The organism is Pseudonocardia sp. Ae150A_Ps1, assembly GCF_001932315.1.
Classification (GTDB): domain Bacteria; phylum Actinomycetota; class Actinomycetes; order Mycobacteriales; family Pseudonocardiaceae; genus Pseudonocardia.
In genome coordinates this window covers 314,367-338,906 of the sequence record NZ_MCIJ01000001.1, presented here as the reverse complement: position 1 = coordinate 338,906, position 24,540 = coordinate 314,367, and the positions used below count along the sequence as shown (strand labels likewise).

At 74.6% G+C, this 24,540-nt stretch carries 18 protein-coding genes and 1 pseudogene; 13 read left to right on the top strand and 6 right to left on the bottom strand.

Features of this window, described 5'->3' with window-relative positions:
- Positions 1-43 precede the first annotated feature (43 nt).
- On the bottom strand, positions 44-1,699 hold the full coding sequence (locus Ae150APs1_RS01415; RefSeq protein ID WP_170918023.1) for a histidine kinase: 1,656 nt from the start codon (positions 1,697-1,699) through the stop codon (positions 44-46).
- A 73-nt stretch (positions 1,700-1,772) separates the two neighbouring features.
- Here Ae150APs1_RS01415 and Ae150APs1_RS01410 point away from each other — a divergent pair, with 73 nt between their 5' ends.
- Together Ae150APs1_RS01410 and Ae150APs1_RS01405 are read left to right on the top strand one after the other, a co-directional pair.
- A complete protein-coding gene (locus Ae150APs1_RS01410; RefSeq protein WP_075295227.1) occupies positions 1,773-4,316 on the top strand; it encodes a DEAD/DEAH box helicase in 2,544 nt (847 codons plus the stop codon).
- 118 nt (positions 4,317-4,434) lie between these two features.
- The gene (locus tag Ae150APs1_RS01405; RefSeq protein WP_083679867.1) at positions 4,435-6,582 is read left to right on the top strand and encodes an EAL domain-containing protein; all 2,148 of its coding nucleotides are present in this window, start codon (positions 4,435-4,437) and stop codon (positions 6,580-6,582) included.
- Positions 6,583-6,588: 6 nt separating this feature from the next.
- Here Ae150APs1_RS01405 and Ae150APs1_RS01400 read toward each other — a convergent pair whose 3' ends face one another.
- From Ae150APs1_RS01400 to Ae150APs1_RS01390, 3 genes and pseudogenes are all read right to left on the bottom strand, one after another.
- The gene (locus Ae150APs1_RS01400; protein ID WP_139316770.1) at positions 6,589-7,374 is read right to left on the bottom strand and encodes an LLM class F420-dependent oxidoreductase; all 786 of its coding nucleotides are present in this window, start codon (positions 7,372-7,374) and stop codon (positions 6,589-6,591) included.
- Between the two features lie 21 nt (positions 7,375-7,395).
- Positions 7,396-8,103 (bottom strand): annotated as a pseudogene (locus Ae150APs1_RS34145) (DUF742 domain-containing protein).
- A gap of 175 nt (positions 8,104-8,278) precedes the next feature.
- Positions 8,279-9,487, bottom strand: a complete 1,209-nt coding sequence (locus Ae150APs1_RS01390; RefSeq protein ID WP_075295223.1) for an acyl-CoA dehydrogenase family protein — start codon at positions 9,485-9,487, stop codon at positions 8,279-8,281.
- Positions 9,488-9,696: 209 nt separating this feature from the next.
- Between Ae150APs1_RS01390 and fdhA the strand changes: the two genes are divergently transcribed.
- On the top strand, positions 9,697-10,911 hold the full coding sequence (gene fdhA / locus Ae150APs1_RS01385; RefSeq protein ID WP_010230347.1) for a formaldehyde dehydrogenase, glutathione-independent: 1,215 nt from the start codon (positions 9,697-9,699) through the stop codon (positions 10,909-10,911).
- Between the two features lie 103 nt (positions 10,912-11,014).
- Here fdhA and Ae150APs1_RS01380 read toward each other — a convergent pair whose 3' ends face one another.
- Positions 11,015-11,845 (bottom strand): NAD(P)-dependent oxidoreductase, encoded by an 831-nt coding sequence (locus tag Ae150APs1_RS01380; RefSeq protein WP_010230350.1) that lies wholly within the window; start codon positions 11,843-11,845, stop codon positions 11,015-11,017.
- A gap of 57 nt (positions 11,846-11,902) precedes the next feature.
- Between Ae150APs1_RS01380 and Ae150APs1_RS01375 the strand changes: the two genes are divergently transcribed.
- Positions 11,903-12,658 (top strand): aldolase/citrate lyase family protein, encoded by a 756-nt coding sequence (locus tag Ae150APs1_RS01375; protein ID WP_075301552.1) that lies wholly within the window; start codon positions 11,903-11,905, stop codon positions 12,656-12,658.
- 6 nt (positions 12,659-12,664) lie between these two features.
- On the opposite strand, the gene Ae150APs1_RS01370 is transcribed toward Ae150APs1_RS01375, so the two are convergent.
- Positions 12,665-13,351: a TetR/AcrR family transcriptional regulator gene (locus Ae150APs1_RS01370; RefSeq protein ID WP_010230356.1), complete on the bottom strand. Its 687-nt coding sequence runs from the start codon at positions 13,349-13,351 to the stop codon at positions 12,665-12,667.
- 204 nt (positions 13,352-13,555) lie between these two features.
- Here Ae150APs1_RS01370 and Ae150APs1_RS01365 point away from each other — a divergent pair, with 204 nt between their 5' ends.
- Genes Ae150APs1_RS01365 through Ae150APs1_RS01325 form a run of 9 tightly spaced genes read left to right on the top strand, consistent with a single transcriptional unit; the run spans position 13,556 to position 24,346 of the window.
- Entirely contained in the window at positions 13,556-15,679 is a 2,124-nt protein-coding gene (locus Ae150APs1_RS01365; RefSeq protein WP_212567138.1) for an acetate--CoA ligase family protein, read from the top strand.
- A 29-nt stretch (positions 15,680-15,708) separates the two neighbouring features.
- Positions 15,709-16,446 (top strand): enoyl-CoA hydratase-related protein, encoded by a 738-nt coding sequence (locus Ae150APs1_RS01360; RefSeq protein ID WP_075295221.1) that lies wholly within the window; start codon positions 15,709-15,711, stop codon positions 16,444-16,446.
- A 37-nt stretch (positions 16,447-16,483) separates the two neighbouring features.
- Positions 16,484-18,058, top strand: a complete 1,575-nt coding sequence (locus Ae150APs1_RS01355; RefSeq protein WP_075295219.1) for an ABC transporter substrate-binding protein — start codon at positions 16,484-16,486, stop codon at positions 18,056-18,058.
- A gap of 14 nt (positions 18,059-18,072) precedes the next feature.
- Positions 18,073-19,014: an ABC transporter permease gene (locus tag Ae150APs1_RS01350; protein ID WP_075295217.1), complete on the top strand. Its 942-nt coding sequence runs from the start codon at positions 18,073-18,075 to the stop codon at positions 19,012-19,014.
- Complete coding sequence (locus tag Ae150APs1_RS01345; RefSeq protein WP_060576109.1) at positions 19,011-19,910, top strand: ABC transporter permease; 900 nt, start codon at positions 19,011-19,013, stop codon at positions 19,908-19,910. Before Ae150APs1_RS01350 ends, Ae150APs1_RS01345 begins: the two co-directional genes overlap by 4 nt.
- Positions 19,907-20,920: an ABC transporter ATP-binding protein gene (locus Ae150APs1_RS01340; protein WP_075295215.1), complete on the top strand. Its 1,014-nt coding sequence runs from the start codon at positions 19,907-19,909 to the stop codon at positions 20,918-20,920. Before Ae150APs1_RS01345 ends, Ae150APs1_RS01340 begins: the two co-directional genes overlap by 4 nt.
- Positions 20,917-21,924 (top strand): oligopeptide/dipeptide ABC transporter ATP-binding protein, encoded by a 1,008-nt coding sequence (locus Ae150APs1_RS01335; RefSeq protein WP_075295213.1) that lies wholly within the window; start codon positions 20,917-20,919, stop codon positions 21,922-21,924. The genes Ae150APs1_RS01340 and Ae150APs1_RS01335 overlap by 4 nt, the downstream gene beginning before the upstream one ends.
- Positions 21,921-23,198 carry a CoA transferase gene (locus Ae150APs1_RS01330; protein ID WP_075295211.1) on the top strand — a complete coding sequence of 426 codons (1,278 nt, stop codon included), beginning with the start codon at positions 21,921-21,923 and terminating at the stop codon, positions 23,196-23,198. Before Ae150APs1_RS01335 ends, Ae150APs1_RS01330 begins: the two co-directional genes overlap by 4 nt.
- Complete coding sequence (locus tag Ae150APs1_RS01325) at positions 23,195-24,346, top strand: acyl-CoA dehydrogenase family protein (protein ID WP_075295209.1); 1,152 nt, start codon at positions 23,195-23,197, stop codon at positions 24,344-24,346. Before Ae150APs1_RS01330 ends, Ae150APs1_RS01325 begins: the two co-directional genes overlap by 4 nt.
- The last annotated feature ends 194 nt before the right edge of the window (positions 24,347-24,540 follow it).

Below are 24,540 nucleotides of genomic sequence, written 5' to 3'. Positions count from 1 at the left end.
CGTCGCGCCGGGGCGGCGACTCCGTTACCCGGTCACGCGGGCGTTACTCCGCGGGTGCGTCCAGCGGCAGGCTGAGGAGGACGAGCGGGGCGCGGGCGGCACCGCCGGGGACACCCGGCCGGTCCGCCGTCCGGACCTCCACCCGGCAGGTGCCCGTGACGAGACGCACGTGCACCGTCCCCCCGGCGGTGGCGGGCTCGATCTCCTCCTGCACACCGCGCCGGACGGCGGCGAGCACCGCCAGCGGCGGGACGGCCGCGGCCGGGTCCACGCCCGACGTCCGCGGGTCGTCGACGTCCGACTCCAGCCGGGCGCCGAACCGGGTCCGCTCGATCTGCAGGTACGCCCGGACCGCGGCGAGCTCCTCGTCGAGCCGGATCGCCGGCTCCTCGGCCCGGTCCGCCGCCCGGGACAGGTCGGCGAACCCGAGCAGCAGCTCCCGGGCGCGGGGCGGGTCAGTCCGGACGAGCGAGGCGATCGTGTTGAGGGTGTTGTAGACGAAGTGCTGTTCGAGCCGCCGCGACAGCGGTCCGTGCCAGGGACCCTCGGGCGCCGGAGCCTCCGGCGGGACGGCCTCGCGGACCCGGATCCGGACGGTCTCCTCGGTGGCCGGAGTGGTCGCCGGGGCGGGGGTCGCGGCGGGGGGCGGGGCCGCGGCCGTGCGGACCGGCACCGTCGCGCCACCGCCGCCGGGCGGCTCGCGGCGCGCCGGGGCCGGGTCGCGCAGGTCGTCGTCCTGGGCGTCCGGGGGGACCAGGCCGCGCCAGGACGGCAGCGCGAGCCGGCCCGCGGCCGTCCGGCCCCGGTGCTCGACGGCCGCGACGAGACCGGGCGCGAGCCAGCGGGCGTCCGCGGCGATCCCCTCCGGCACGTCGGCGGGCGGGCGGCCCGGACGGGCACCCAGCACCGTGCGGGCGTCGCCGTCGGCCGCGCCGATCCCGACCCGGCCGATGTAGACCGGGCCGTCCGCACCGGGCAGCGCCAGCAGCACGGCCGCGATCCGTTCCCGGCCCGCCGTGCTGCCGGCCGGGACCCAGCCCGCGACCTGCACCTGACGGCGCCGGCGCAGCGGTACCCGCAGCCAGTTCCGGGTGCGCCTGCCCGGCTGGTAGGGCACGTCGAGACGCTTGAGGTGCAGGCCGTCGAGCCCGTACTGCTCGGCGGTGCGGACGACGAGATCGGCCTCGTCCAGCCCGAACGACGGCGGCACCAGGATCGTGGGCCCGGCCAGTCCGAGCGCCTCCAGCTCGGCCCGGCGGCGCCGGTAGGGCAGCTCCAGCACCCGGCGGCCGTCCCTCCAGAGCAGGTCGGTCACGACGTAGCCGACCGGCACCTCTGCGCGCAGCCCGTCGTCCGGGGCGACGGTCGCGGTCCGGCGCAGCAGCGGCCCGCGCGAGGGGCGGCCCGCCTCGTCGAGCGCGACGACCGTGCCGTCGAGCACCATCCCACCCGGTGGCGACTGCTCGCCGAGCACGGCCAGCTCGGGGAACGACCGCGTGACGCTGCGCGCCGTCGACGAGAGCAGCCGCACCCGGCCCGGACGCACGTAGGCCACGCAGCGGTGGCCCTCCCAGCCGAACTCCACGGCCCACCGGCCCGGGTCGGTCGCGTCGCTGAGCTCGCCGGCCGCGGGCAGCATCGGCGGGACGAGATCGGGCAGGGTCGGGCCCTGCTCGCCCGTCGCAGCGCCCCCGCCCACGGACGACACGGTAGTCGGGCGGCTGCGCGGCCCTGCCGTCCGCTCCCGGGCGGCCAGGCACAATCGCCCCATCATGACACTGACCGAGCGACTCCGACGCACCGCGGGCCCCGACGGCTCCCCCGATCCCGCCGAGCTGGTGGACACCTTCGCCGACTGGGCGTTCGACGAGCGCGGCCTGTCGCTCTACCCGGCGCAGGAGGAGGCGCTGCTCGAGCTGGTCACCGGCGCGAACGTCATCCTCTCCACGCCGACCGGCTCCGGGAAGTCCCTCGTGGCGATGGGGGCGCACGCCGCGGCGCTGGCCCGCGGGGAGCGCACCTTCTACACCGCGCCGATCAAGGCGCTGGTCAGCGAGAAGTTCTTCGCGCTGTGCGAGGTGTTCGGTGCCGACCAGGTCGGCATGCTCACCGGCGACGCCGCGGTGAACGAGAAGGCCCCGATCGTCTGCTGCACCGCGGAGATCCTCGCGAACCTCGCGCTGCGCACCGGGTCCGGCGCCGACGTCGGCTCCGTCGTGATGGACGAGTTCCACTTCTACGCCGACCCGTCCCGCGGCTGGGCCTGGCAGGTCCCGATCGTGGAGCTGCCGCAGGCGCAGTTCCTGCTGATGAGCGCGACGCTGGGCGACACCTCGTTCTTCGCCGAGGACCTCCGGCGCCGCACCGGCCGGGAGACCGCGGAGATCACCTCGGTGGAGCGGCCGGTGCCGCTGCACTTCCGCTACGTCGTCGAGCCGCTGCACGAGACGATCACCGAGCTGCTGGCGACGAGGGAGGCGCCGGTCTACGTCGTCCACTTCACCCAGCAGGCCGCCGTCGAACGGGCGCAGGCGCTGATGAGCGTCAACGTCACGTCCAAGGAGGACAAGGCGGCGATCGCCGAGACGATCGGGAGCTTCCGGTTCAGCTCCGGGTTCGGCCGCACACTGTCCCGGCTCGTCCGGCACGGCATCGGCGTGCACCACGCCGGGATGCTGCCCCGCTACCGGCGGCTGGTGGAGACGCTCGCCCAGGCGGGGCTGCTCAAGGTCATCTGCGGCACCGACACCCTGGGGGTGGGGATCAACGTCCCGATCCGCACGGTGCTGTTCACCGCGCTGTCCAAGTACGACGGCCGCCGCGTCCGCCCGCTGAAGGCCCGCGAGTTCCACCAGATCGCCGGCCGCGCGGGCCGGGCCGGGTACGACACCGTCGGCACCGTCGTCGCGCAGGCGCCCGAGCACGACATCGAGAACGCGAAGGCCCTCGCCAAGGCCGGCGACGACCCGAAGAAGCGGCGCAAGGTGCAGCGCAAGCAGCCGCCGGAGGGCTTCGTCGGCTGGTCCGAGACGTCGTTCGAGAAGCTGCAGCAGGCCCGCCCCGAGCCGTTGACCAGCCACTTCGAGGTCACGCACGCGCTGCTGCTGAACGTGATCAGCCGGGGCGGCGACACCTACGCGGCGATGGAGCACCTGCTCACCGACAACCACGAGCCCCGCAAGCGGCAGCGGGCGCACATGCTCCGTGCGATCGCGATCTACCGTGCGTTGCGGACCTCGGGCGTCGTCGAGGAGTACGACGAGCCCGGCGCCACCCGGCGCCGGGTGCGCATCGTCGACGAGCTGCAGCTCGACTTCGCCCTCAACCAGCCGCTGTCGCCGTTCGCGCTCGCCGTGTTCGAGCTGCTGGACCAGGAGTCGCCGACCTACGCCCTCGACGTGCTGTCGGTCATCGAGTCCACGCTCGACGACCCGCGCCAGGTGCTCGCGGCCCAGCAGAACAAGGCCCGCGGTGAGGCCGTCGCCGCCATGAAGGCCGACGGCCTCGAGTACGAGGAGCGGATGGCCCGGCTCGACGAGGTCACCCACCCGAAGCCGCTCGACGAGATGCTCCGGGCCGCGCTGGAGACCTACCGGCGCGGTGCGCCGTGGGTCGCCGACGCCGAGCTGTCGCCGAAGTCGGTCGTCCGCGACATGAGCGAGCGGGCGATGACCTTCACCGAGTACGTCTCGCACTACCAGCTCGCCCGCTCCGAGGGCCTGGTCCTGCGCTACCTCGCCGACGCCTACCGGGCGCTGCGCCAGACCGTGCCCGAGCACGACCGCACCGAGGAGCTGACCGACCTCATCGAGTGGCTGGGCGAGCTCGTCCGCCAGACCGACTCGTCGCTGCTCGACGAGTGGGAGAAGCTCGCCGCGGGTGCCGACGCCGAGGGCGGCGAGGTCACCCCGCCCGGGGCCGAGATCGCCACCGGGCCGTCCGGGCTCACCGGCAACGCCCGCGCCTTCCGGGTCATGGTCCGCAACGCGATGTTCCGCCGGGTGGAGCTGGCCTCGCTCGGCCGGTACGCCGAGCTCGGCGACCTCGACGCCGACGCCGGCTGGACGGCCGACCGCTGGCGGGAGGCCCTGGACCCGTACTACGACCTGCACGACCGGATCGGCATCGGCCCGGACGCGCGCGGTCCCCAGCTGTTCGACCTCACCGAGGAGGCGGACCGCTGGCTCGTGCGTCAGGTCCTCGACGATCCGGCGGGCGACCGCGACTGGGCGGTCACCGCCGAGGTCGATCTCGCGGCCTCGGACGAGGCGGGGGTTCCCGTCGTGTGGGTGACGGCGGTGACGGACGGGGCCTGACGGCCCCGGACGGGCCCCGTGATGTAACCCGGTCGGCCCCACCGGACCGTGAGCATCGGTTACGGTGTCTCCCGATCACGGGGGGACACCCTCCGCCGGGGACGAACGGGGGCGGCGGATGCAGCAGGCCGACGTCGCCGCTGCACGCCCCGACCACGGGCGGGCCCTCGTCGCGGGTGGGCTGCCCGATGCCTCCGATCTGGCGGAACGCTGGTCCGACGAGCTGTCCCGGAGGGCCGTCCCGACCGCGGGCGAGCTCCGCCCGCTGCTCGACCGGCTCGCCGCGCAGATCCGGGAGTCCGCCGTCGCGGAGCCGTTCGACCCGGCCGTCCCCGCGGCCGCGGGCCGCGAGCTGATCGTCGCGCGGCTGACCGACCCGGCCTGCCTGGAGATCAGCCTGCGGCTCCTCGGCGCCCACCTCGAACCGGCCGCCGACACCGCGGCACGGGTGCGCCGGCTCGCCGCCGTCGCGGGCGCCTTCGCCCGCGGCTACACCGACGCCACCCGGCACCAGGTGCTCGGCGAGCACGAGACGATCACCCGGGCCGCGCTGGAGGCCCGGGAGACCGCGGAGCGGGCCCGCTGGGTGTCGGAGTCCCGGTTCACGGCGATGTTCGACTCGGCGGCGGTGGGCATCGTCATCTTCGATCCCGACGCCGCGTCGATCGAGGCGAACGACGCCGCCGCCACGATGCTCGGCTACACCCGCGCGCAGCTGGCGGGGATGGGCGTCGAGGAGTTCGTCTCGCGCGCCGACGCCCCCGGGATCTGGGCCGAGCGGCGACGGCTGCTCGAGGGCTCCCTGGACCGGTTGCGGCTGGTCCAGCCGGTGCGGCGCGCCGACGACGCCGAGATCTGGATCGACGCCGTCGTCACACCGCTGCGTGAGCCGGACGGCACCGCGCAGCTGCTCGTCGCCGTGCTCAGCGACGTGACCGACCAGCTCGAGCTGCAGCAGCGGCTCGAGCACCAGGCGCTGCACGACCCGCTGACCCAGCTCCCGAACCGGTCGCTGTTCTTCGAGCGGCTGTCCGCCGCGATCGACCGGGACGGCGCGGACGGCGCCCGGCCCGGGGTCTGCTACCTCGACCTCGACGGGTTCAAGGTCGTCAACGACACCCTCGGGCACCAGTCGGGCGACCAGCTCCTGCAGGTACTGGCCGACCGGCTGCGGTCGGCGCTGGAACCGGACGGGCACCTCGTGGCCCGGATGGGCGGCGACGAGTTCGTCGTGCTCGTCGAGCGCAGCACCGACCGGGCAGAGCTGGAGGAGGTCGCCGGACGGGCGCTGGGCACCGTCCGCCGCCCGGTCCGGATCGACGGCCGCGACATCGTCATCTCGGCGAGCGTCGGCGTCGTCCGGCACGACGGGGCGCTCGGCCCCGACGAGCTCATGCAGGCCGCCGACACGACGCTCTACTCCGCCAAGCACGCCGGCCGCGGCCGCTACGTGTACTACGACCGCGAGCGGCACCGCTCCGACGTGCGCCGCTTCGAGCTCTCCTCGCAGATGCCGGAGGCGTTGCGCCGCGACGACTTCGTGGTCGTCTACCAGCCGCTGGTCCGGCTCGCCGACGAGCAGACGGTCGGCGTCGAGGCGCTGGTGCGCTGGCAGCGACCGGACGGCGAGCTGCTCGGCCCCGACCGGTTCATCCCGCTCGCCGAGGAGACCGGGCTCGTCGTACCGCTCGGCAGGCGGGTGCTGGACGAGGCGTGCCGCCAGGGCCGGATCTGGGCCGACGAGCGGCCCGATCGTCCGCTGCTGGTGAGCGTGAACGTCGCGGCCCGCCAGATCGGGGAGTCCGACCTGGTCGCCGACGTCGCCGCGACCCTGGAGCGGCACGACTGGCCCGCCGGGCAGCTCCAGATCGAGCTCACCGAGTCCGACCTCATGGGCTCCCCCGGACGGCCGCTGGCCACGCTGCGCGGGCTGGACCGGATGGGTGTCCGGATCGCGATCGACGACTTCGGCACCGGCTACTCGAACCTCGCCTACCTGCGCCACCTGCCGGTGCACGTGCTGAAGCTGGCGGGGCACTTCGTCGCCGGGTCGGCCGAGCGCGACGACGTCATCCTGCGCACCCTGATCTCGCTGGCCTCCGCGCTCGACCTGGAGGTGACCGCGGAGGCCGTCGAGACCCGGGAGCAGGCGGCCCGGCTGCGGGAGTACGGGTGCGCGAATGCGCAGGGCTGGTACTACGCCCCCGCCGTCGTCCCGGGGCGGATCCCGGACCTGATCGGCGACCCGTTCCTCCGCGACCTCTGACGCCGCTCAGGCGTTGCGCTCGTCGCGCCAGGCGATCCAGTCGTTCAGCCGGGCGAGGTCGTAGCCGCCCTGCCCGTCCTGGCCGACGGTGAAGAGGCGGACGCCGGCGTCGTACAGGCCGGGGCCGCTCTCCTCGGGGGAGCCTTCCACGGCGCAGGACCGCTCGATCTCCGCGGGATCACGACCGAGGTCGCGGCAGTGCCCGTCGAGCACGGAGCACTTGTGCGCCACGGTCTCCGCGTCGCCGAATCCGCGCCAGATCGTGGCGTGCTCGGCGGTGTAGCGGAGCGTCTTCTTCTCCCCGCCGCCGCCGACCAGCACCGGGATGTCGCGGGTCGGGGCCGGGTTGAGCGCCGCCCAGCGGTCCCGGATGCGGGGCAGCGCCTGGGCCAGGTCCCGCAGGCGGCCACCGGCCGTGCCGAACTCGTAGCCGTACTCGTCGTAGTCGCGCTGGAACCAGCCGGCGCCGATGCCGAGGATCAGCCGGCCGCCGGAGATGTGGTCGACGGTGCGGGCCATGTCGGCGAGCAGCTCGGGGTTGCGGTAGCTGTTGCAGGTCACCAGGGCGCCGATCTCGATCCTCGAGGTCGCCTCGGCCCAGGCACCGAGCATGGTCCAGCACTCGAAGTGCTTGCCGTCGGGCTCGCCGCAGAGCGGGAAGAAGTGGTCCCAGTTGAACACGACGTCGGCGCCGGCCTCCTCGGCGGCGGCGACGGTGCGGCGGATCTCGGAGTAGTCGGCGTGCTGGGGCTGCAGCTGCAGCCCGATACGGACGGGACGCGGGTCGCTCATGCGCCCCATCCTGCCGCCGGGTCAGAGCTTCCGCAGTCCGGCCAGCACGCGGTCCATCAGCTTCATGCTCGGCCCGTCCTCGGCGGAGGAGACGCCGTGCACGGTCAGCCTGCCCTCGCCGGCCAGGTCGTCGATGAGCACCCGGGCCACGCCGAGCGGGACCTACGCGAGCGCCGCCACCTCCGAGACCGACCGGGTCTGCGCGCACAGGCCCAGCACGACCGCCTTCTCCCGGCTGTCGACCCGCACCGGGCCGCGGACCGGCGTCACCGACACCAGGGTCTCCAGCCGGAGCTCCATCCGGACCCGGGTGCGGCCGCCGGTGATCACGTAGGGCCGCACCGGCGCGAACGCGACCTGCTCGACCGGGCCGGGGTCGTCGACGACGGCGGGCAGCGGGGCCGTCTCCCAGCCCGTGCCGTCGTCCGGGGCGGTCGCCGCGGCGTCCTCCTGTGCGGCGGCGGTCTCGGCGGCGGCCGACTCGGCCGCACGTTCCTTGCGGGACTTCCGCTTCCGCTTCACCGAGTGGCCACCGAACCGGGCGCCGGTGACCCCGACGAGGTCCTCCTGCGGCGGCTCCGCGTCGTCCACGGGAACCGCGGCGGGCTCCGGTGCGGGTTCCGGGGCCTCCTCGACGGGGCGACCGTGCGGGTGCTCCGGATCGGGCGCGTGCCGGGACGTCGGGGCGCCGAAGCGGGCCCCCGTACGCCCGATGTCCGACCGTGCCATCCACCCTCCGATGTTCGCCGTCCGCTTCGTCCCCTGTCGCGTGGAAGCGATCACGGTGGGCGACCGGGGAGACGCACAGGGTGGACCGGGCGCACTACCGATCGGTGTCGCCCGTGTCACGCCTGTGTGACACGACGGAGGGTCGGCAGGTCGTGACAGGAAAAAATTCCTCCTGTCACCCCAGCGGGCTCCGCGGCAGCAGGCGGTCCGCGATGATCTTCTTCTGGATCTCGCTGGTGCCCTCGAAGATCGTCGTCAGCCGGGCGTCGCGCCAGTGCCGCTCCACCTGGTGCTCGGTGGTGTAACCGTTGCCCCCGTGCAGCTGGATGCCGTCCGCCGTCACCTCGGCGGCCATCTCGGTGGCCACGAGCTTCGCCATCGCCGCCTCCCGCTCGCACGACTCGCCCTGGTCGAGGCGGTGGGCGACGTGCTGGTAGAACGACCGCGCCTGCTCCACGCGGGCCGCCATCGTCGCGAGGGTGAAGCGCACCGCCTGGAAGTCGCCGATCGGGTGCTCGAACTGCCGGCGCCGCTGCAGGTAGCGGACGCAGTCCTCGACGGCCGCCCTGGCCAGGCCGACGGCGCGGGCCGCGGTGTGCACCCGGGCGATGTTGAGCCACGCCTGGGCGTCGGCGAACCCCTCGCCGCCCGCGCCGAGCTGGTTGGCGACCGGGACACGGAGCCCGTCGAACTCGAGGTCCCAGGTCACGAACCCGTGGTAGCCGATCTTGTCGATCGGGGTGCCGGTGAGCCCGTCGGGGAAGGTGTCCCGCTGCTTCTCGACGACGACGATCGCGAGCCCGGCCGAGCGCTTCTCCCCCGGCTCCGGGTCGGCGGTGCGGACGAGGACCTGGACGAAGTCGGCGGCCTTCGCGTTGCCGGTCCAGCGCTTCCGGCCGGTGACGACGTACTCGTCGCCGTCGCGGACCGCCCGGGTCTCGACGGCGGCGAGATCGGACCCGGCGTCCGGCTCGGACAGCGCGATCGCGCCGATCCACCCGCCGCGCGCGCTGCGCCGGAGCAGCTCCGCCCTGCGGGCCGGGTCCGCCACGTTCGTCCCGGCCCCCTGGGCCCTGGCGATGATCGACCCGACGCTCATCCAGGCCCGGGCCAGCTCCTCGGCGACCATGCAGTACTCGAAGGCACCGAGACCGAGCCCGCCGTGCTCGGTGCCGACCGTGATCCCGAAGTACCCCAGCTCCCCCATCTCGTCGAGCAGGTCGCGCGGGATCTCGCCCTTGCGCGGGTCGAGCTCGTCGGCCACCGGCAGCACCCGCGTCGTCGCGAACTCGCGTGCCTGCTTCTGCAGCGCCTCGCGCTCGGGGGTGTGGTGCGGCGCGGTCAGCACCGGCACCGGGGGCTCGAGGAGATCGTCGTCGGTCATCCGCGCAGTATCGCCCGGTGCCGCGGCCGGGGCCATGCACGCCACCTCTCCTCCGGTGCAGTGCCCATCGACCCATGTTCGGATCCGCATATCCGTGGCACGGTCGCATTCGGCGACGTGGCCGGCGCACGGGGGCGGGCACCCGGCGCGACGCCCGCGGGTCCGCGACCGCGGATCGCGCGCAACGCCTTCGAGGGGAGCGAGGCATCATGCCCGACAACCGTGTCGTGGTCTACAAGGGACCGGGACAGGTCGCCGTCGAGTCGATCGAGTACCCGAAGCTGGAGCTTCCGACCGACGTCGTCGACGGTCTCAAGATCAAGCGGAAGGCGCCGCACGCCGCCATCCTGAAGATCGTCACCACCAACATCTGCGGCTCCGACCAGCACATGGTCCGTGGCCGCACCACCGCACCGGTCGGGCAGTCGCTCGGCCACGAGATCACCGGCGAGATCGTCGAGGTCGGCGACGACGTGCTGTTCGTCGGGCCCGGGGACATCTGCTCGGTACCGTTCAACATCGCCTGCGGGCGGTGCCGGATGTGCAACGAGGGCAAGACCGGTGTCTGCCTGAACGTCAACCCGGCGCGGCCCGGCGCGGCCTACGGCTACGTCGACATGGGCGGCTGGGTCGGTGGCCAGGCCGAGTACGTCATGGTGCCCTACGCGGACTTCAACCTGCTGAAATTCCCGGACCGGGACCAGGCGCTGGAGAAGATCCTCGACCTCACGATGCTGTCCGACATCTTCCCGACCGGCTACCACGGCGCGCTCAGTGCCGGGGTGACGACCGGGTCGACCGTCTATGTCGCGGGCGCGGGCCCGGTCGGGCTGGCCGCCGCGCACGCCGCGCAGCTGCTCGGCGCGGCCGCGGTCGTCGTCGGGGACATGATCCCTGAGCGCCTGCAGCAGGCCCGCAGCTTCGGCTGCGAGACGATCGACCTCCGGCTGGACGGGACGCTGCCCGAGCACCTCGAACAGCTGCTCGGCGAGCCCGAGGTGGACGCCGCCGTCGACGCCGTCGGCTTCGAGGCGCGTGGCCACGGCAAGGACGCCGACGAGGCGCCGGCGACCGTGCTGAACTCGGTCATGGACATCACCCGGGTCGGCGGCGCGCTCGGCATCCCCGGGCTCTACGTCACCGGGGACCCGGGCGCGGTCGACGACAGTGCGAAGGAGGGCACCCTCGGCGTCCGGATCGGCCTGGGCTGGGCCAAGTCGCACCAGCTCACCACCGGCCAGTGCCCGGTGAAGCGCTACAACCGGCAGCTGATGAACGCGATCCTCTCCGGCCGGGCGGAGATCGCGAAGGCGGTCAACGCGACGACGATCTCCCTGGACGACGCCCCGCGCGGCTACCAGGAGTTCGACGGCGGCGTGGCCCGCAAGTTCGTCATCGACCCGCACGGCTCCGTCGCGGCCTGACCCGACGGGCACACAAGGCGCCCCGGTGCCGGTCCTCCCGGCGCCGGGGCGCTCGGCCGTCGTGCGCCACCGCACCCTCGGGTGGCGGCGGGACCCGCGTCCGTCAGCCGCCGTCCGACGCCCGCCGGTACAGCTCGGCCGCGGCGCGGGAGAACCCGTCGGGCACACCGATCGCGGCCAGCGCGTCGGCGGCCTCCTCCATCTCCCCCGCCCAGCGCCAGCCCTTCGCCGCCGCCGTCGCGCGGACGTCGGCCAGCGCGCCGGCGTAGGCGGACCCGGTCCGGTCCAGCTCGCCGTGCAGCGCCTCGGTGACCCCGAACCGGGCCGCGGCCTCCTCCAGCGCGAGCCACAGGGTCGGCAGCGCCTTGCTCTGCAACGCGAAGCAGGCCTTGAGCCCGCTCGCCGTGCCGACGTCGGCCGGCCCGGTGGCCAGCACCCGGGCGTCGAACGGGCTGCCCTCGAACAGCGCGGCCGCGGTGTCGGCGCCCGGGCCGGACAGCCACAGGACCGTCGTGCCACGGTCCCACGCGGGCGGGCCGATCACGGCGCCGTCGCACACCGTCGCCCGGTCGCCCAGCAGCGTCGCGATGCCGCGGACGCTGTCCGGGGCGATCGCGTTCGCCTCCACGTACAGCGGCCGGTCGGTCCGGTCGGCGAGCGCGGCCCCCACCAGCCCGGCGACCTCGCGGGCGGCGTGCGGCGGGCAGATCGAGACGATCACGTGCGAGCGGCGGGCGAGCTCGGCGACGTCCGGGACGGCGACCAGGTCGGCCAGCTCGGCGCGCTTCGCCGTCGCGTGGCTGCGTCCGGCGTCCGCCCAGACCACCGCCCCGGCACGGGGTTTGAGCGCCGAGCCGATCGCGGCGCCCATGGCTCCGGGGTGCAGGATCCCGATCACCGGGCGGGGCGGGAGGGACAGCGCGGGCGGGGCCATCCGGCGATGATGCCCCACGGCTGGCGCGCGGCCGCGCGGGCGGGCACGGTCGACGTCATGAGCGCAGTGATCGACGGGGATCCGATGTTCACCGGCGACGCGGTCGGCGGGTGGCTGCAGCTGCCCTCCCCCGCCGTCGCCGAGGTGATGGGCGCGGTCGGGTTCGACGTGATCTGCGTCGACACCCAGCACGGGCTGATCGGCGACGACACCGTGCTCGGCATGCTGCAGGCGCTGACCGCGTCGGGCACCCGCTCGCTGGTCCGGGTGCCCGGGCACGGCGCGGAGCCGATCGGCCGGGCGCTGGACCGCGGCGCGGACGGCGTGATCGTCCCGCTGGTGGACACCGCCGAGCAGGCCGCGGCCGCCGTCGCCGCCTGCCGCTACCCGCCGGACGGCGGGATCCGCAGCTTCGGGCCGGTCCGCCCGTCCTGGCTCGGACGGGACCCCCTGGCGCCGGGACGGTGCGTGGTGATGGTGGAGACGGTCGCCGCGGTGGCGAACCTGGAGGAGATCCTGTCCGTCGAGGGTGTCGACGCCGTCTTCGTCGGGCCGTCCGACCTGGCGCTGGCCCACGGCTTCCCGCTCGCCGCACAGGGTCCGGGCGGGCCGCGGGCGGAGGAGTACGGCGACCTCGTCCGCGGGATCACCGAGCGGTGCGCGGCGGCCGGTGTGCCGGTGGGGGCCTACTGCGACTCCCCCGCGCACGTCCGGCGGTTCCGGGAGCTGGGCGCCACGTTCGCCATGCTCGCCGCCGAGCACGTGATCCTGCGGGCGGCGGCGGCCGAGGCGCTCGGCGCGAGCCGCCCCTGAGCCGGGTCAGCGGCGCGGCAGCCCGAGCGAGCGTCCCCACAGCCGGGTCAGCACGGCGACCGACTCCTCCTCGTCGTGGTCCTGCCCGAGGACCAGCCAGTAGTAGATGTACTGGGTGACCATCGAGTTGAGGGCGTGCGACGCCAGCACGGGGTCCAGGTCGTCGTCGGCGAGGCCCCACTCCTGCAGGCGCCGGATCCCGGTCTCGGCCCGGGCCACCGAGCGTTCCCGCAGCTCCAGCCGGTAGCGGCGCATCTCGTCGTCGAAGGACGCGACCTGCTCGAACAGGGCCAGGAGCTTCCGGTCCCGCCGGAACAGGCCGAGGTAGCGGCGGTTCCCCCGCTCGATCCGGTCCCACGCCTCGGCGAGGGTCGGCGGGCGGCCGTCCCCGTGCGGGCCGGTCGGCTCCGGGGCGTAGAGCCCGGACTCCATCACCTCGTTGACGAGTGTGCGGAAGACGTCGGCCTTGGAATCGAAGTAGGTGTAGAAGCTGCCGTGGCCGGTCCCCGCCGCCGCGGCGATGTCGGCGACCCGCGCGTCGAGGAAGCCGTCCCGTTCGAAGACGGTGCGCGCCCCGTCGAGCAGCAGCGAGCGGGTGCGCCGTCCGCGCGCCGTGCTCGGCATCGTGCCGATGCTCGCCCGGCGGCGGCTGCCGATCCCGCTGCGGGCAGGGCTGGTCGCCTGCTCGGTCACCTGCAGCTCCCCTCACTTGCGTGCCGAGGATGGCACAGCACCGCGTCACCCGAAAGACTTGTAGTCGATATCGATGTCGACTTACCGTGTGGCCCAGGACACGATCTCGCGGGCCGCGGATCGGCGCCCTGACCAGCATCGACCTTCCTCACCCGTCCGAGCGACGGGTGACCGGTCGTGCCCTGCGGACGAGGAGGTCCCACCGTGACGGACACAGCCGGCGCAACCCGGCCGGGCCCGGCCGGCACCCCCGGCCCGACCGACTGGGAGCGGATGTTCCGGCCCCGGGGCGTCGCGGTACTGGGTGCCACCGGCCGGCCGGACAGCCCGATGGCACGCCCGCTGCGGTGGCTGGCCGAGCGGGGGTTCGCGGGAGCGGTCCGGCCGGTCAACCCGAAGTACGACGAGCTGGCGGGGCTGCCGTGCTTCCCGTCGCTGGCGGACGTCCCCGGCCCCGTGGACCTGGTGCTCGCCATGGTCCCGGCGCCGCACGCCGAGGCGGCCGTCCGCGAGGCGGGGGCGGCCGGAGCCGCCGCGGTCGTCGTGTTCGCGTCCGGCTTCGCCGAGACCGGCCCCGAGGGCGCGGACCTGCAGCACGCGCTGGTCCGGGCCGGCCGCGAGTCCGGCGTGCGGGTGCTGGGGCCGAACTGCCAGGGCGTGATCTACCCGCCCGCGCGGTTGTTCGCCACCTTCACCGCGGCGGCCGACCGCCCGCTGACCGGCACGTCGGGGATCGCCTACGCCGGGCAGAGCGGCGCCGTCGGCGGATCGGTCCTGGACCTCGCCGCGGAGCAGGGCCTCGACCTGACGGCGTGGGTGAGCACCGGCAACCAGGCCGACGTCGACGTCGCCGAGGTGGGCCGGTTCCTCGTCCGGCAGCCGGAGGTCTCGGTCCTCGCGGTGTACCTGGAGGCGGTGCAGGACGGCGCCGCCTACGCGCGGCTCGCCGCGGAGGCCGCCGCGAGCGGGACGGCCCTGGTCGTGCTGCGGTCGGGCCGGTCGGAGTCCGGGCGCCGGGCCGCGGTGTCGCACACCGGCGCGATGCTCGGTGACGACACCGCGTTCCGGCTGGTCTCGCACCGGCACGGGGTCGTCCTCGTGGACGACGTCGACGAGCTGCTCGCCGCCGCCACCGCGCTCCGCGGCGGGCCGAGGCCACGAGGCCGCAGGATCGCCGCCGTCACCACGTCCGGGGGTGCCGGGATCCTGGCGGCCGACCGGTGCGAGAGCACCGCCCTGGAGCTGCCCGGGCTGGCCCCGGAGACCCGGGCGAAGCTCGCCCGGGTCGTCCCGGAGTTCGGGGCACTGGCCAACCCGGTCGACGTGACCGCCCAGCTGTTCAACCGCGACGACCGGGCGTTCGGCGACGTCTGCTCGATCGTCTGCGCCGATCCCTCCGTCGACGCCCTGATGGTGCTGCTGACCATGGTCGTCGGCGACCAGGCCACCGACCTCGCCGAGGACCTGGCCGGGGCGATGGCCGGGACCGACGTGCCCTGCTCGGTGGTGTGGCTCGCCGCCGCCGACCGGACCACCGAGGCACGCGCCACGTTGCGCCGGGCCGGGATCCCGGTGTTCTCCTCGATCGCCGTCGCCGCGCGGGTCGCCGGCGCGCTCGCCCCGCCGGCGACCGCGGACACGCCCCTCCTCCCCGCCGGGGACGCGGTGCCCGGCCCGGCGCACCGTCCACCGCGGACGGACGGCTGGGCGCTGCTGCGCCGGACCGGTGTCCCGGCGCCCGCGTCGGCCGAGGTCCGCCGGCGCGACGAGGTCCTGCCCGCCGCCCGGGACCTCGCCGGCGCGGTCGGCACCGTGGTGATGAAGGCGGTCGCGCCGGGGCTGGAGCACAAGACCGACGCCGGCGGCGTCCGCCTCGGGGTCCCGGTGGCGAGCGCGGCGGACGTGTTCGACGAGCTGTCGGCCCGGGTCCCGGAGCTGGAGGCGGTCCTGGTCCAGGAGGCGGTGCCGCCGGGCCTGGAGCTGCTGGTCGGGGTCGCCGGTGCCCGCGACGGCTGGCCGCCGGTGGTGACCGTGGGCCTCGGCGGGACCGCCACCGAGGTGCACCGCGACGTCGCGACCGCCCTGGTCCCGACCACCCCGGACGAGGCCCGCGGCCTGCTGCGCGAGCTGCGGTCCTGGCCGCTGCTGGCCGGGCACCGCGGCGCGCCGCCACGCGACGTCGACGCCGTCGTCGACGTCCTGGTGCGGCTCGGCGCCGCGGTCGCCGACCGGCCCGACATCGAGGAGCTCGAGATCAACCCGCTGATCGTCGGCGCCGCCGGCGACGGCGTGGTCGCCGTCGACGTCCTCGTCACCACCCGTTCCTGACCACCCACCGACCCTGGAGGACCACACAGATGGGCTCGATCGTCCTGGACAAGACCGACGGGGTCGCGACCCTGACCGTCGACTCGCCGGAGGTGCGGAACGGGCTGACGCCGACGATGGGCCACGAGCTGGTCGCCGCCTGCGAGGAGATCGACGCCGACCCCGCGATCGGCGCCGCCGTCGTCCGCGGGGCCGGCGGCACGTTCTGCTCCGGCGCCGACCGGCGCACCTGGAACCCGGGCGCCGACCAGGCCGAGGACGCGACGTTCCGGGAGACCGGCGCCGTGTACCGGGCCTTCGTCCGGGTCGGCGCCCTCGCCGTCCCGACGGTCGCGGCGGTCCGCGGCGCGGCCGTCGGCGCGGGCATCAACCTGATGTTCGCCACCGACCTGCGGGTCGTCGCCACCGACGCCCGGCTGCTGGCCGGGTTCCTCCGGATCGGGCTGCACCCCGGCGGCGGGTTCTTCACCATCGCCGGGCGGACCGCCAGTCGCGAGGCCACGGCCGCGATGGGGCTGTTCAGCCAGGAGATCGACGGCCGGAGTGTCGCCGAGATCGGTCTGGCCTGGTCCGCCGTCCCGGACGCCGACGTCGAGGACACCGCGCACCGGCTCGCCGCCGAGCCCGCGAAGGACCCCGCCCTCGCCCGCGAGGCCGTCCGCTCGTTCCGCACCGAGCTGGGTCCGCCCGGGATCGGCTGGGACGCGGCGGTCGAGTTCGAGCGCGCCACCCAGATGTGGTCCCAGCGGCGGCGCAACTCCCGCTGACGGCGCCACGTCGCACGCCGGACAAGGAGGTCCCCCCGTGCGCCCGTCCCCCACCACCCTCGTCGCCGGCCTGCTCGGTTGCCTGCTGCTCGGACTCGCCGCGGGCTGCGGCGCGGGCAGCGGTGCGATCCCGCAGGCCGACACCGGCCCGGTCGACTGCCCGCCCGTCGCACCCGGATCGGACCGCGCCGCCGAGCTGACCTGGATCTACACGGTCGACAACACCAGCTTCGACCCGGACCGGATCACCACGAACAACAGCCAGATGTACCTCTACCCCGTCTACGACAGCCTCGTGCACGTCAACGCCGCCGGCGAGGCCGAGCCGATGCTGGCCGAGTCGTGGAGCCTGTCCCCCGACGGCCGGTCGGTGGACATGCGGCTGATCCCCGGGTGGCGCTACCACGACGGCGTCCCGTTCGACGCCGGTTCGGTGCGCGCCAACCTGCTCCGCCACCGCGACCTCGAGGGCTCGTTCAACGCGAACCGGCTCGAGTCGCTCACCGACGTCCAGGTGCTCGACGAGCGGACCGTCCGTCTCGTCACCGACTCCTCGGCGGGCCCGCTGATCACCATCCTGGGCGGCTCGGCCGGGATGATGATGAGCCCGGCGGCCTTCGACCGGCCCGGCGAGGACGTCCGGCCCACCGGTGGCTCGGGTGCCTACACGATGAGCCGCTACGTCCCCGGTGACCGGGTCGAGTACACCCGGGTGCCCGGCTACTGGGACCAGGACGGTGCGCGGGTCGAGCGGCTGACCTACCTGATCTCCGGCGACGACAACGCCCGTCTCAACGCCGTCACCACCGGCGCCGCGGACGTGACGTTCCTCCGGGCCAACATGGTGCGCCCGGCGCAGGAGTCGGGGCTGGTGATCTGCCAGCAGCCGTCGCTGTCGAGCTACACGCTCAACCTGAACACCGCCCGGTCGGAGTTCGGCGACGAGAATGTCCGGCAGGCGATGAACGTCGCCGTCGACCGGAGGTCGATCAGCCTGCTCGTCAGCGGCCTCTGCCAGCCCGCGGGCCAGATGTTCCCGGACTTCTACTACGCGTCGTCGACGAACGTGGCACCGCCGGAGCACGACCCGGAGCAGGCCCGGCGGCTGCTCGACGAGGCCGGTCTGCCGGACGGCTTCTCGTTCGACCTGGAGGTCGTCAACCTCGACGTCTACCAGCAGATCGCGCAGATCCTGCAGGCCAACTTCGCCGAGGTCGGCATCACGATGTCGATCACACCGGTCGATCTCAACAAGCTCGCGGAGGACTTCTCCGTGGCCAAGAGCGTCGACGCGATCCTGTTCGAGCAGAAGGCCGAGTCCGACCCGAGCGTGCTCACCGCCGAGTACTACCGGCCCGACGGCTTCAACAACCCGGGCGGGTACAGCGACCCGGTGGTCGTCGCCGCCGAGGACGCCGCGGCCCGCGGCGCGACGCCGGAGGACCGGGCACCGCAGTTCGAGAAGCTCTTCGACCGGGTCGCCGAGGTCCACGCGCCACACCTGCCGCTGTGCAACCTCACCACCCCGTACGTCATGAACCCGAAGGTCGGTGGTGTGGAGATCTACGCCGACGCGTCCCGCCAGTTCCGCGGCGCGGCGATCAACCCCTAGAGGCGGAGGTTCCCATGCTCGGCCTTCTCGTCCGCAGGCTGGCGTTCACCGTCCCGATGCTCGTCGTCAGCTTCTGCGTGTTCAGCCTGATCGTCCTGGTGCCCGGCGACCCCGCGGTCGCCCTCGCCGGGGAGAACCCCGATCCCGCACAGATCGCGGCCGTACGGGAACGGCTCGGTCTCGACGACCCGTTCCTCCTGCAGTTCTGGAACTGGTTCTCCGGGGTCGTGCAGGGCGACCTCGGGCAGTCGCTGTTCTCCAGCCAGCCGGTGTCCGAGGCGGTGTTCTCGCGGCTGCCCGCCACCCTGTCGCTGGCGCTGCTGAGCCTCGCCGTCGCGCTCGTGCTGGGTGTCACGGTCGGTGTCGTCGCCGCGATGCGGCCGGGCAGCCGGCTCGACCGGGTGGCGACGTTCGCGGCCAGCCTCGGCGTCGCCGTCCCGTACTTCTGGGTCGGCATGATCCTCGTGCTGCTGCTGGCGATCAACGCGACGATCTTCCCGGCCGTCGGCTACGTGCCGCTGACGGAGAACCCGCTGCAGTGGTTCCTGCACCTCGTCCTGCCCGCGACGGCGCTCGGTCTCGCCCCCGCGGCGGTGATCGCCCGCCAGACCAGGGCCGGGATGACGGGCGTGCTGCGCGAGGACTACGTCCGCACCGCGACCGCGAAGGGGCTCCCTCCGGCGCGCGTCGTCGGGAGGCACGCGCTCAAGAACGCCGCCGTCCCGGTGGTCACCGCGTTCGGCCTGGAAGCGAGCCGCCTCATCGGCGGGACCGTCGTGATCGAGCAGTTGTTCGCCCTGCCCGGGCTCGGCAGCCTGGCCTACACCTCGGTGTTCGCCCGGGACTTCCCGATGGTGCAGGGCGTGCTGCTGGTGGTCGCGGCGCTGGTGCTGCTGATCAACCTGCTCGTCGACCTGTCCTACGGCTACTTCGACCCGAGGATCCGGCAGTCATGACGACCACCGCGCCCACCGCCGCGGCCGGTACCGCCGCCGCGCCCGCCGTCCCCGTCCGTGCCGGGTTCTGGCGCCGCTTCCGGGAGAACCGGCCGGCGTCCGTCGCACTCGTCGTCCTGGGGCTGCTGGTCGTGGGGTCCCTGGCGGCCCCGCTGATCGCGCCCTACGCCCCGGAGGCGATCGACGTGCCGCGCCGCCTGTCGCTGTCCACGCCGCAGCACTGGCTGGGCACGGACGCGCTGGGCCGGGACACGTTCACCCGGCTGCTCTACGCCGGGCGGGTGTCCCTGTTCGCCGCCGCGCTCGCCGTCGCCGTCGCCACCGTGATCGGCGTGCCGCTGGGCCTGCTCGCGGGCTACGTCGGCGGCCGGGTCGACTGGCTGCTCGGCCGGGCCGGGGACGTGCTGATGACCTTCCCGGCGATCGTGCTGGCCATCGCGATCATCGCCGCCACCGGGCCGGGCCTGCAGAACGCGATGATCGCGCTCGGGATCGTGTACGCACCGCGGCTGTTCCGGGTCGCGCGGGCGTCGACGCTCCAGGTCCGCGCGCAGACCTACGTCGAGGCCTCGATCAGCATCGGTACCCCGGCCTGGCGGATCGTCGTCCGGCGGGTACTGCCGAACATCGCCTCACCGGTGCTGGTGCAGGTCTCGGTGATGCTGGCCGCGGCGCTGCTGGCCGAGGCCGCGCTGAGCCTGCTGGGGCTCGGTGTCGTCCCGCCCACGCCCAGCTGGGGCGTGATGCTCGGCAGCGGGTTCCGGGAGATCCGCTCCACTCCCCTGCTGGTGTTCTGGCCCGGCGTCGCGATCGCCGTCGCCACCCTGTCGTTCAACCTCATCGGTGACGGGCTGCGCGACGCGCTCGGCCGACGTACCAGGAAGGCCGGATCATGACCGCACCTGCCGCACCCGCCCGTGCCGGGACCCTGCTCGGCGTGGACGACCTGCACGTCGAGTTCGTCACCGATCACGGGTGGTCGACGGTCGTCGCCGGGGTCTCGTTCGACGTGCGCGAGCGCGAGATCGTCGGCCTCGTCGGGGAGTCGGGCTCGGGCAAGACCGTGACCGGCCTGTCCGTCCTCGGGCTGCTGCCGCGCGGCGTCGGCCGGATCGCCTCCGGGGCCGTCCGGTTCGGCGACCGCGACCTGTCCGCGCTCTCCGGGCGGGAGCTGCAGGCGGTGCGCGGCAACGAGGTGGCGATGGTCTTCCAGGAGCCGATGACCAGCCTCAACCCGGCGTTCCGGATCGGCGACCAGATCGCCGAGACCGTCCGGCTGCACCGCGGGGTGTCCCGCCGGGCCGCGCGCGAACGGGCCGTCGAGGTGCTCGACCTGGTCGGCATCCCGCACGCCCGGCGCCGCGTGGACGACTACCCGCACGAGTTCTCCGGCGGGATGCGGCAGCGGGCGATGATCGCGATGGCGGTCAGCTGCGAGCCGCGCCTGCTGATCGCCGACGAGCCCACCACCGCACTCGACGTCACCATCCAGGCCCAGGTGCTGGAGCTGCTGGCGACGATGCAGCGCGATCTCGGGATGAGCGTGCTGCTGGTGACCCACGATCTCGGCGTCGTCGCCGAGGTGTGCGAACGGGTCGTCGTGATGTACGCCGGGCAGGTCGTGGAGCGGGCCGGGGTCGGTGAGCTGTTCGACCATCCGCGCCACCCCTACACCGAGGGGCTGCTGGCGGCGATGCCGCAGCTGGGGTCGAGGGGGCAGCGGCTGCCGTCGATCCCGGGGCGCACCCCGGAACCGTGGGCGATGCCCCCGGGCTGCCGGTTCGCGCCGCGCTGCGGCCGTGCGACGACGGTCTGCGGGGAACCGCCACCGCTGGTCACCGCCCGTCCCGGCCACCTCTCGCGCTGCGTCCGGCACGACGAGCTGACCCTGCGCGGTGCCCGGTGACCGGCGGCGGAGCGGCCGGTCTGCTGGAGGTCGACGACCTGCGCGTCACGTTCGGGTCCCGGGGCCTGCGCGGCCGCGGGCGGACCCTGCGCGCCGTCGACGGCGTCAGCCTGCGCCTCGCGCGCGGGCAGACGCTCGGGCTGGTCGGCGAGTCCGGATCCGGCAAGTCCACGCTGGGGCGGGCCGTGCTGCGGCTCGTCCCGGTGGCCGGCGGGCGGGTCCGGCTGGACGGCACCGACCTGACCGCGCTCCGCGGGCGGGCGCTGCGCGACGCCCGCCGGACCATGCAGATGGTGTTCCAGGACCCGTACTCGTCGCTGGACCCGAGCGCGGTGATCGGGGACAGCATCGCCGAGCCGCTGCGCGAGCACGAGGGCCTGTCCCGGCGCGACGCCGCGAGCCGGGTCCGCGCGCTGCTCGACGTCGTCGGGCTGCCCGCGAGCCACGCGGACCGCTACCCGTACGAGTTCTCCGGCGGGCAGCGGCAGCGCGTCGCGATCGCCCGGGCGGTCGCGCTCCACCCGAGCCTGGTGGTGTGCGACGAGGCGGTGTCCGCACTCGACGTGTCGACCCAGAACCAGGTGATCAACCTGCTGGAGGACCTGCGGGAGCAGTTCGGGCTGTCCTACCTGTTCATCGCGCACGACCTGGCCGTGGTGCGGCACATCGCGCACACCGTCGCCGTGATGTACCTCGGTCACGTCGTCGAGACCGGCCCCACCGACCGGGTCTACGACGCGCCGGCCCACCCCTACACCCGCGCCCTGCTGTCGGCGACCCCCGCGACGCACCCGGGACGGGCGGGGACCGGGACCCGCATGCTGCTCTCCGGCGACCTGCCCGACCCGGCGGACCCGCCCGCGGGCTGCCCGTTCGTCACCCGGTGCCCGTTCGCGATGGACGTCTGCCGGGAGACCCCGCCCGCCATGACCCCCGTCGACGGCGGCGGCGAGGTCGCCTGCCACCTGGAGACCGGCGTCCCGGCCGGGACGGTCGCGCCGTGACCGGCGCGCTGGACGGGATCACGGTCGTCGAGTTCGGACAGTTCGTGTCCGTGCCGTTCTGCGGCCAGCTGATGGCCGACGCGGGAGCCCGGGTGATCAAGGTGGAACCACCCGGCGGGGACTCCTACCGGAGCTCGCACGAGCTCGCGCCCGGCGAGAGCCGCCAGTTCGCGATCAAGAACCGGGGCAAGGAGTCGGTCGCGCTGGACCTGGGCCACCCCGACGCCGGCGAGGTCGTCCGCCGGCTCGCCGCGCTCGCCGACGTCGTGCTCGTGAACATGAGCCCGGCCGCCGTCGCGCGCCGCGGTCTGGACGCCGTGACGCTGTCCGCAGTGAACCCGCGGCTCGTGCACGGGGCGGTCACCGGCTACGGCACGGTCGGCCCGGACGCGGGGCTGCCCGGGATGGACGTCGTGGTGCAGGCGCACTCCGGGCTGGTCGCGGCGCTCGGCGCCGAGGCCGACGGCGTCCCGCGGCACAGCGAGGTGCAGGTCGCCGACTACGCGTCGTCGCTGCTCCTGCTCGCCGGGGTGTCGATGGCGCTGGTCGCCCGCGACCGCACCGGTCGCGGCCAGCCGGTCGACGTCTCGCTGCTCGGTGCGGCACTGACCCTGCAGAACAACCAGTTCTCGCACATCGACGCCGTCGACGGGTGGCGCGCGGCGTTCGTCGCCGACGAGCTGCCCCGGCTGCGCCGCGCGGGCGCCGGCCGGGACCGCATCGCCGCCGCCCGGGAGGCGCACCAGCCCGACCGGCTCACCCTGACCGGGCACTACCGGGTGTTCGGCACCTCGGACGGCGCCATCGCGGTCGGGGCGGGCAGCCCGCCCACCCAGGAGCGGCTGGCCGCGATCGCCGGGATGCCGGTGGACCGGCTGCGGACCGGCACCGAGGCCGTCCGCGCCGACCTGGCGGCGCTCTTCGTCACCCGCGACAGCGCGGAGTGGGTGACGCGGCTGCGGGCGGTGGCGATCCCGTGCGCCGTGGTGCGGGCCCTCGACGAGGTGCTGACCGACCCGCACGTCGAGGCCGAGGGCCTGGTCGCCGACGTCGAGCACCCGGCGATCGGCCGTTACCGCGGCCTCGGCGCACCCATCCGGTTCGGCGGCACCCCGTCCGAGCCCACCCGTCCCTCGCCGCCGTTCGCGGCGCACACCACCGCCGTGCTCGACGAGCTCGGCTTCACCCCGGCCGAGGCCCGCCGCCTGCTGCGCTCCGGCGCGGCGGTGGCCCGCCCCCGCCGCACGGACGACCGGAGCAGGAGCAGCGCATGATCTTCACCCCGACCGTGCTGACCGAACGGGAGGAACAGCTGCGCCACGAGGTGCGCGGGTTCCTCGCCACCGAGCTGCCGCCGGACTTCCGGCCTGGGCTCGGCCTCGGCGGCGCGCACGACCCGGAGTTCTCCCGCCGTCTCGCCGCCCGCGGGTGGGTGGGCATGGCGATCCCGCGCGAGTACGGCGGTCAGGGGGCCACCCCGGTGGAGCGGTTCGTCGTCGTCGAGGAGCTGCTGGCCGCGGGCGCACCGATCGTCGCGCACTGGGTCGCCGAGCGGCAGACGGCGCCGACCCTGCTCGCGTTCGGCACCGAGGAGCAGCGCCGGTGGTTTCTGCCCCGGATCGCGGCCGGCGAGTGCTGGTTCTCCCTCGGCATGAGCGAGCCCGATGCGGGCTCCGACCTGGCGTCGGTGCGGACCGCCGCGACGAGGGTGGACGGCGGCTGGACGGTGAACGGCACCAAGATCTGGACGAGCGCGGCGCACCTCAACCACTTCTTCGTCGTGCTGTGCCGCACCTCGCCGTCCGACGACCGGCACGGCGGCCTGTCCCAGCTGATCGTCGACCTGCACGCGCCCGGGATCACGGTGTCCCCGATCCGGTTCCTCGACGGCGGGCACCACTTCAACGAGGTCGTCTTCACCGACGTGTTCGTGCCCGACGACATGGTGCTCGGCGAGATCGGCTCGGGCTGGCACCAGGTCACCTCGGAGCTGGCCTACGAGCGGTCCGGGCCGGACCGCTACCTGTCGGTGTTCGGGCTGCTCACCGCGTTCGTCTGGGAGTGCGGCGACCGGCTCGACGACGCCGGGCGGTCCGCCGTCGGCCGGGCCGCCGCGACGCTGTGGACGATCCGGCAGCTGTCGCTCGCCGTGGCCCGCTCGCTGGAGCACGGTGCCGCGCCGGCCGTGGAGGCGGCACTGGTCAAGGACATCGGGACGGTCCACGAGCAGGAGGTGATCGAGACGCTGCGCCACGTCGCGGAGCTGGAGATCGACCCGGGGTCGCCGGGGATGTTCGGCCGGCTGCTGGCCGAGGCCGTCCTCACCGGTCCGTCGTTCACCCTGCGCGGCGGGACCACGGAGGTGCTGCGCAGCATCGCCGCCCGGGGCCTGTCGGCGGAGTACGCGGGGGCACGGCGATGAGCGGGGCGCGCAGCGACGCGGACCTCGTCGGCGAGGCCGTCGCGGACGTGCTGCGGGACCGCTGCACCGCCGAGGTCGTCGACGCCGCCGAGGAGACCGGCTGGGCGGGCGGCCTGTGGGCGACGACGGCGGCCGGCGGCTTCCCGTGGGTGTCGGGTCCCCGACACGGCGGGCGGTCCGGCGGTCGGTGGCAC

Coding starts and splice junctions, on each gene's coding strand:
- Ae150APs1_RS01410 (WP_075295227.1), top strand. CDS start 1,773: ATGACACTGACCGAGCGACTCCGACGCACCGCGGGCCCCGACGGCTCC.
- Ae150APs1_RS01405 (WP_083679867.1), top strand. CDS start 4,435: ATGCAGCAGGCCGACGTCGCCGCTGCACGCCCCGACCACGGGCGGGCC.
- Ae150APs1_RS01400 (WP_139316770.1), bottom strand. CDS start 7,374: ATGAGCGACCCGCGTCCCGTCCGTATCGGGCTGCAGCTGCAGCCCCAG.
- Ae150APs1_RS01390 (WP_075295223.1), bottom strand. CDS start 9,487: ATGACCGACGACGATCTCCTCGAGCCCCCGGTGCCGGTGCTGACCGCG.
- fdhA (WP_010230347.1), top strand. CDS start 9,697: ATGCCCGACAACCGTGTCGTGGTCTACAAGGGACCGGGACAGGTCGCC.
- Ae150APs1_RS01380 (WP_010230350.1), bottom strand. CDS start 11,845: ATGGCCCCGCCCGCGCTGTCCCTCCCGCCCCGCCCGGTGATCGGGATC.
- Ae150APs1_RS01375 (WP_075301552.1), top strand. CDS start 11,903: ATGAGCGCAGTGATCGACGGGGATCCGATGTTCACCGGCGACGCGGTC.
- Ae150APs1_RS01360 (WP_075295221.1), top strand. CDS start 15,709: ATGGGCTCGATCGTCCTGGACAAGACCGACGGGGTCGCGACCCTGACC.
- Ae150APs1_RS01350 (WP_075295217.1), top strand. CDS start 18,073: ATGCTCGGCCTTCTCGTCCGCAGGCTGGCGTTCACCGTCCCGATGCTC.
- Ae150APs1_RS01345 (WP_060576109.1), top strand. CDS start 19,011: ATGACGACCACCGCGCCCACCGCCGCGGCCGGTACCGCCGCCGCGCCC.
- Ae150APs1_RS01340 (WP_075295215.1), top strand. CDS start 19,907: ATGACCGCACCTGCCGCACCCGCCCGTGCCGGGACCCTGCTCGGCGTG.
- Ae150APs1_RS01325 (WP_075295209.1), top strand. CDS start 23,195: ATGATCTTCACCCCGACCGTGCTGACCGAACGGGAGGAACAGCTGCGC.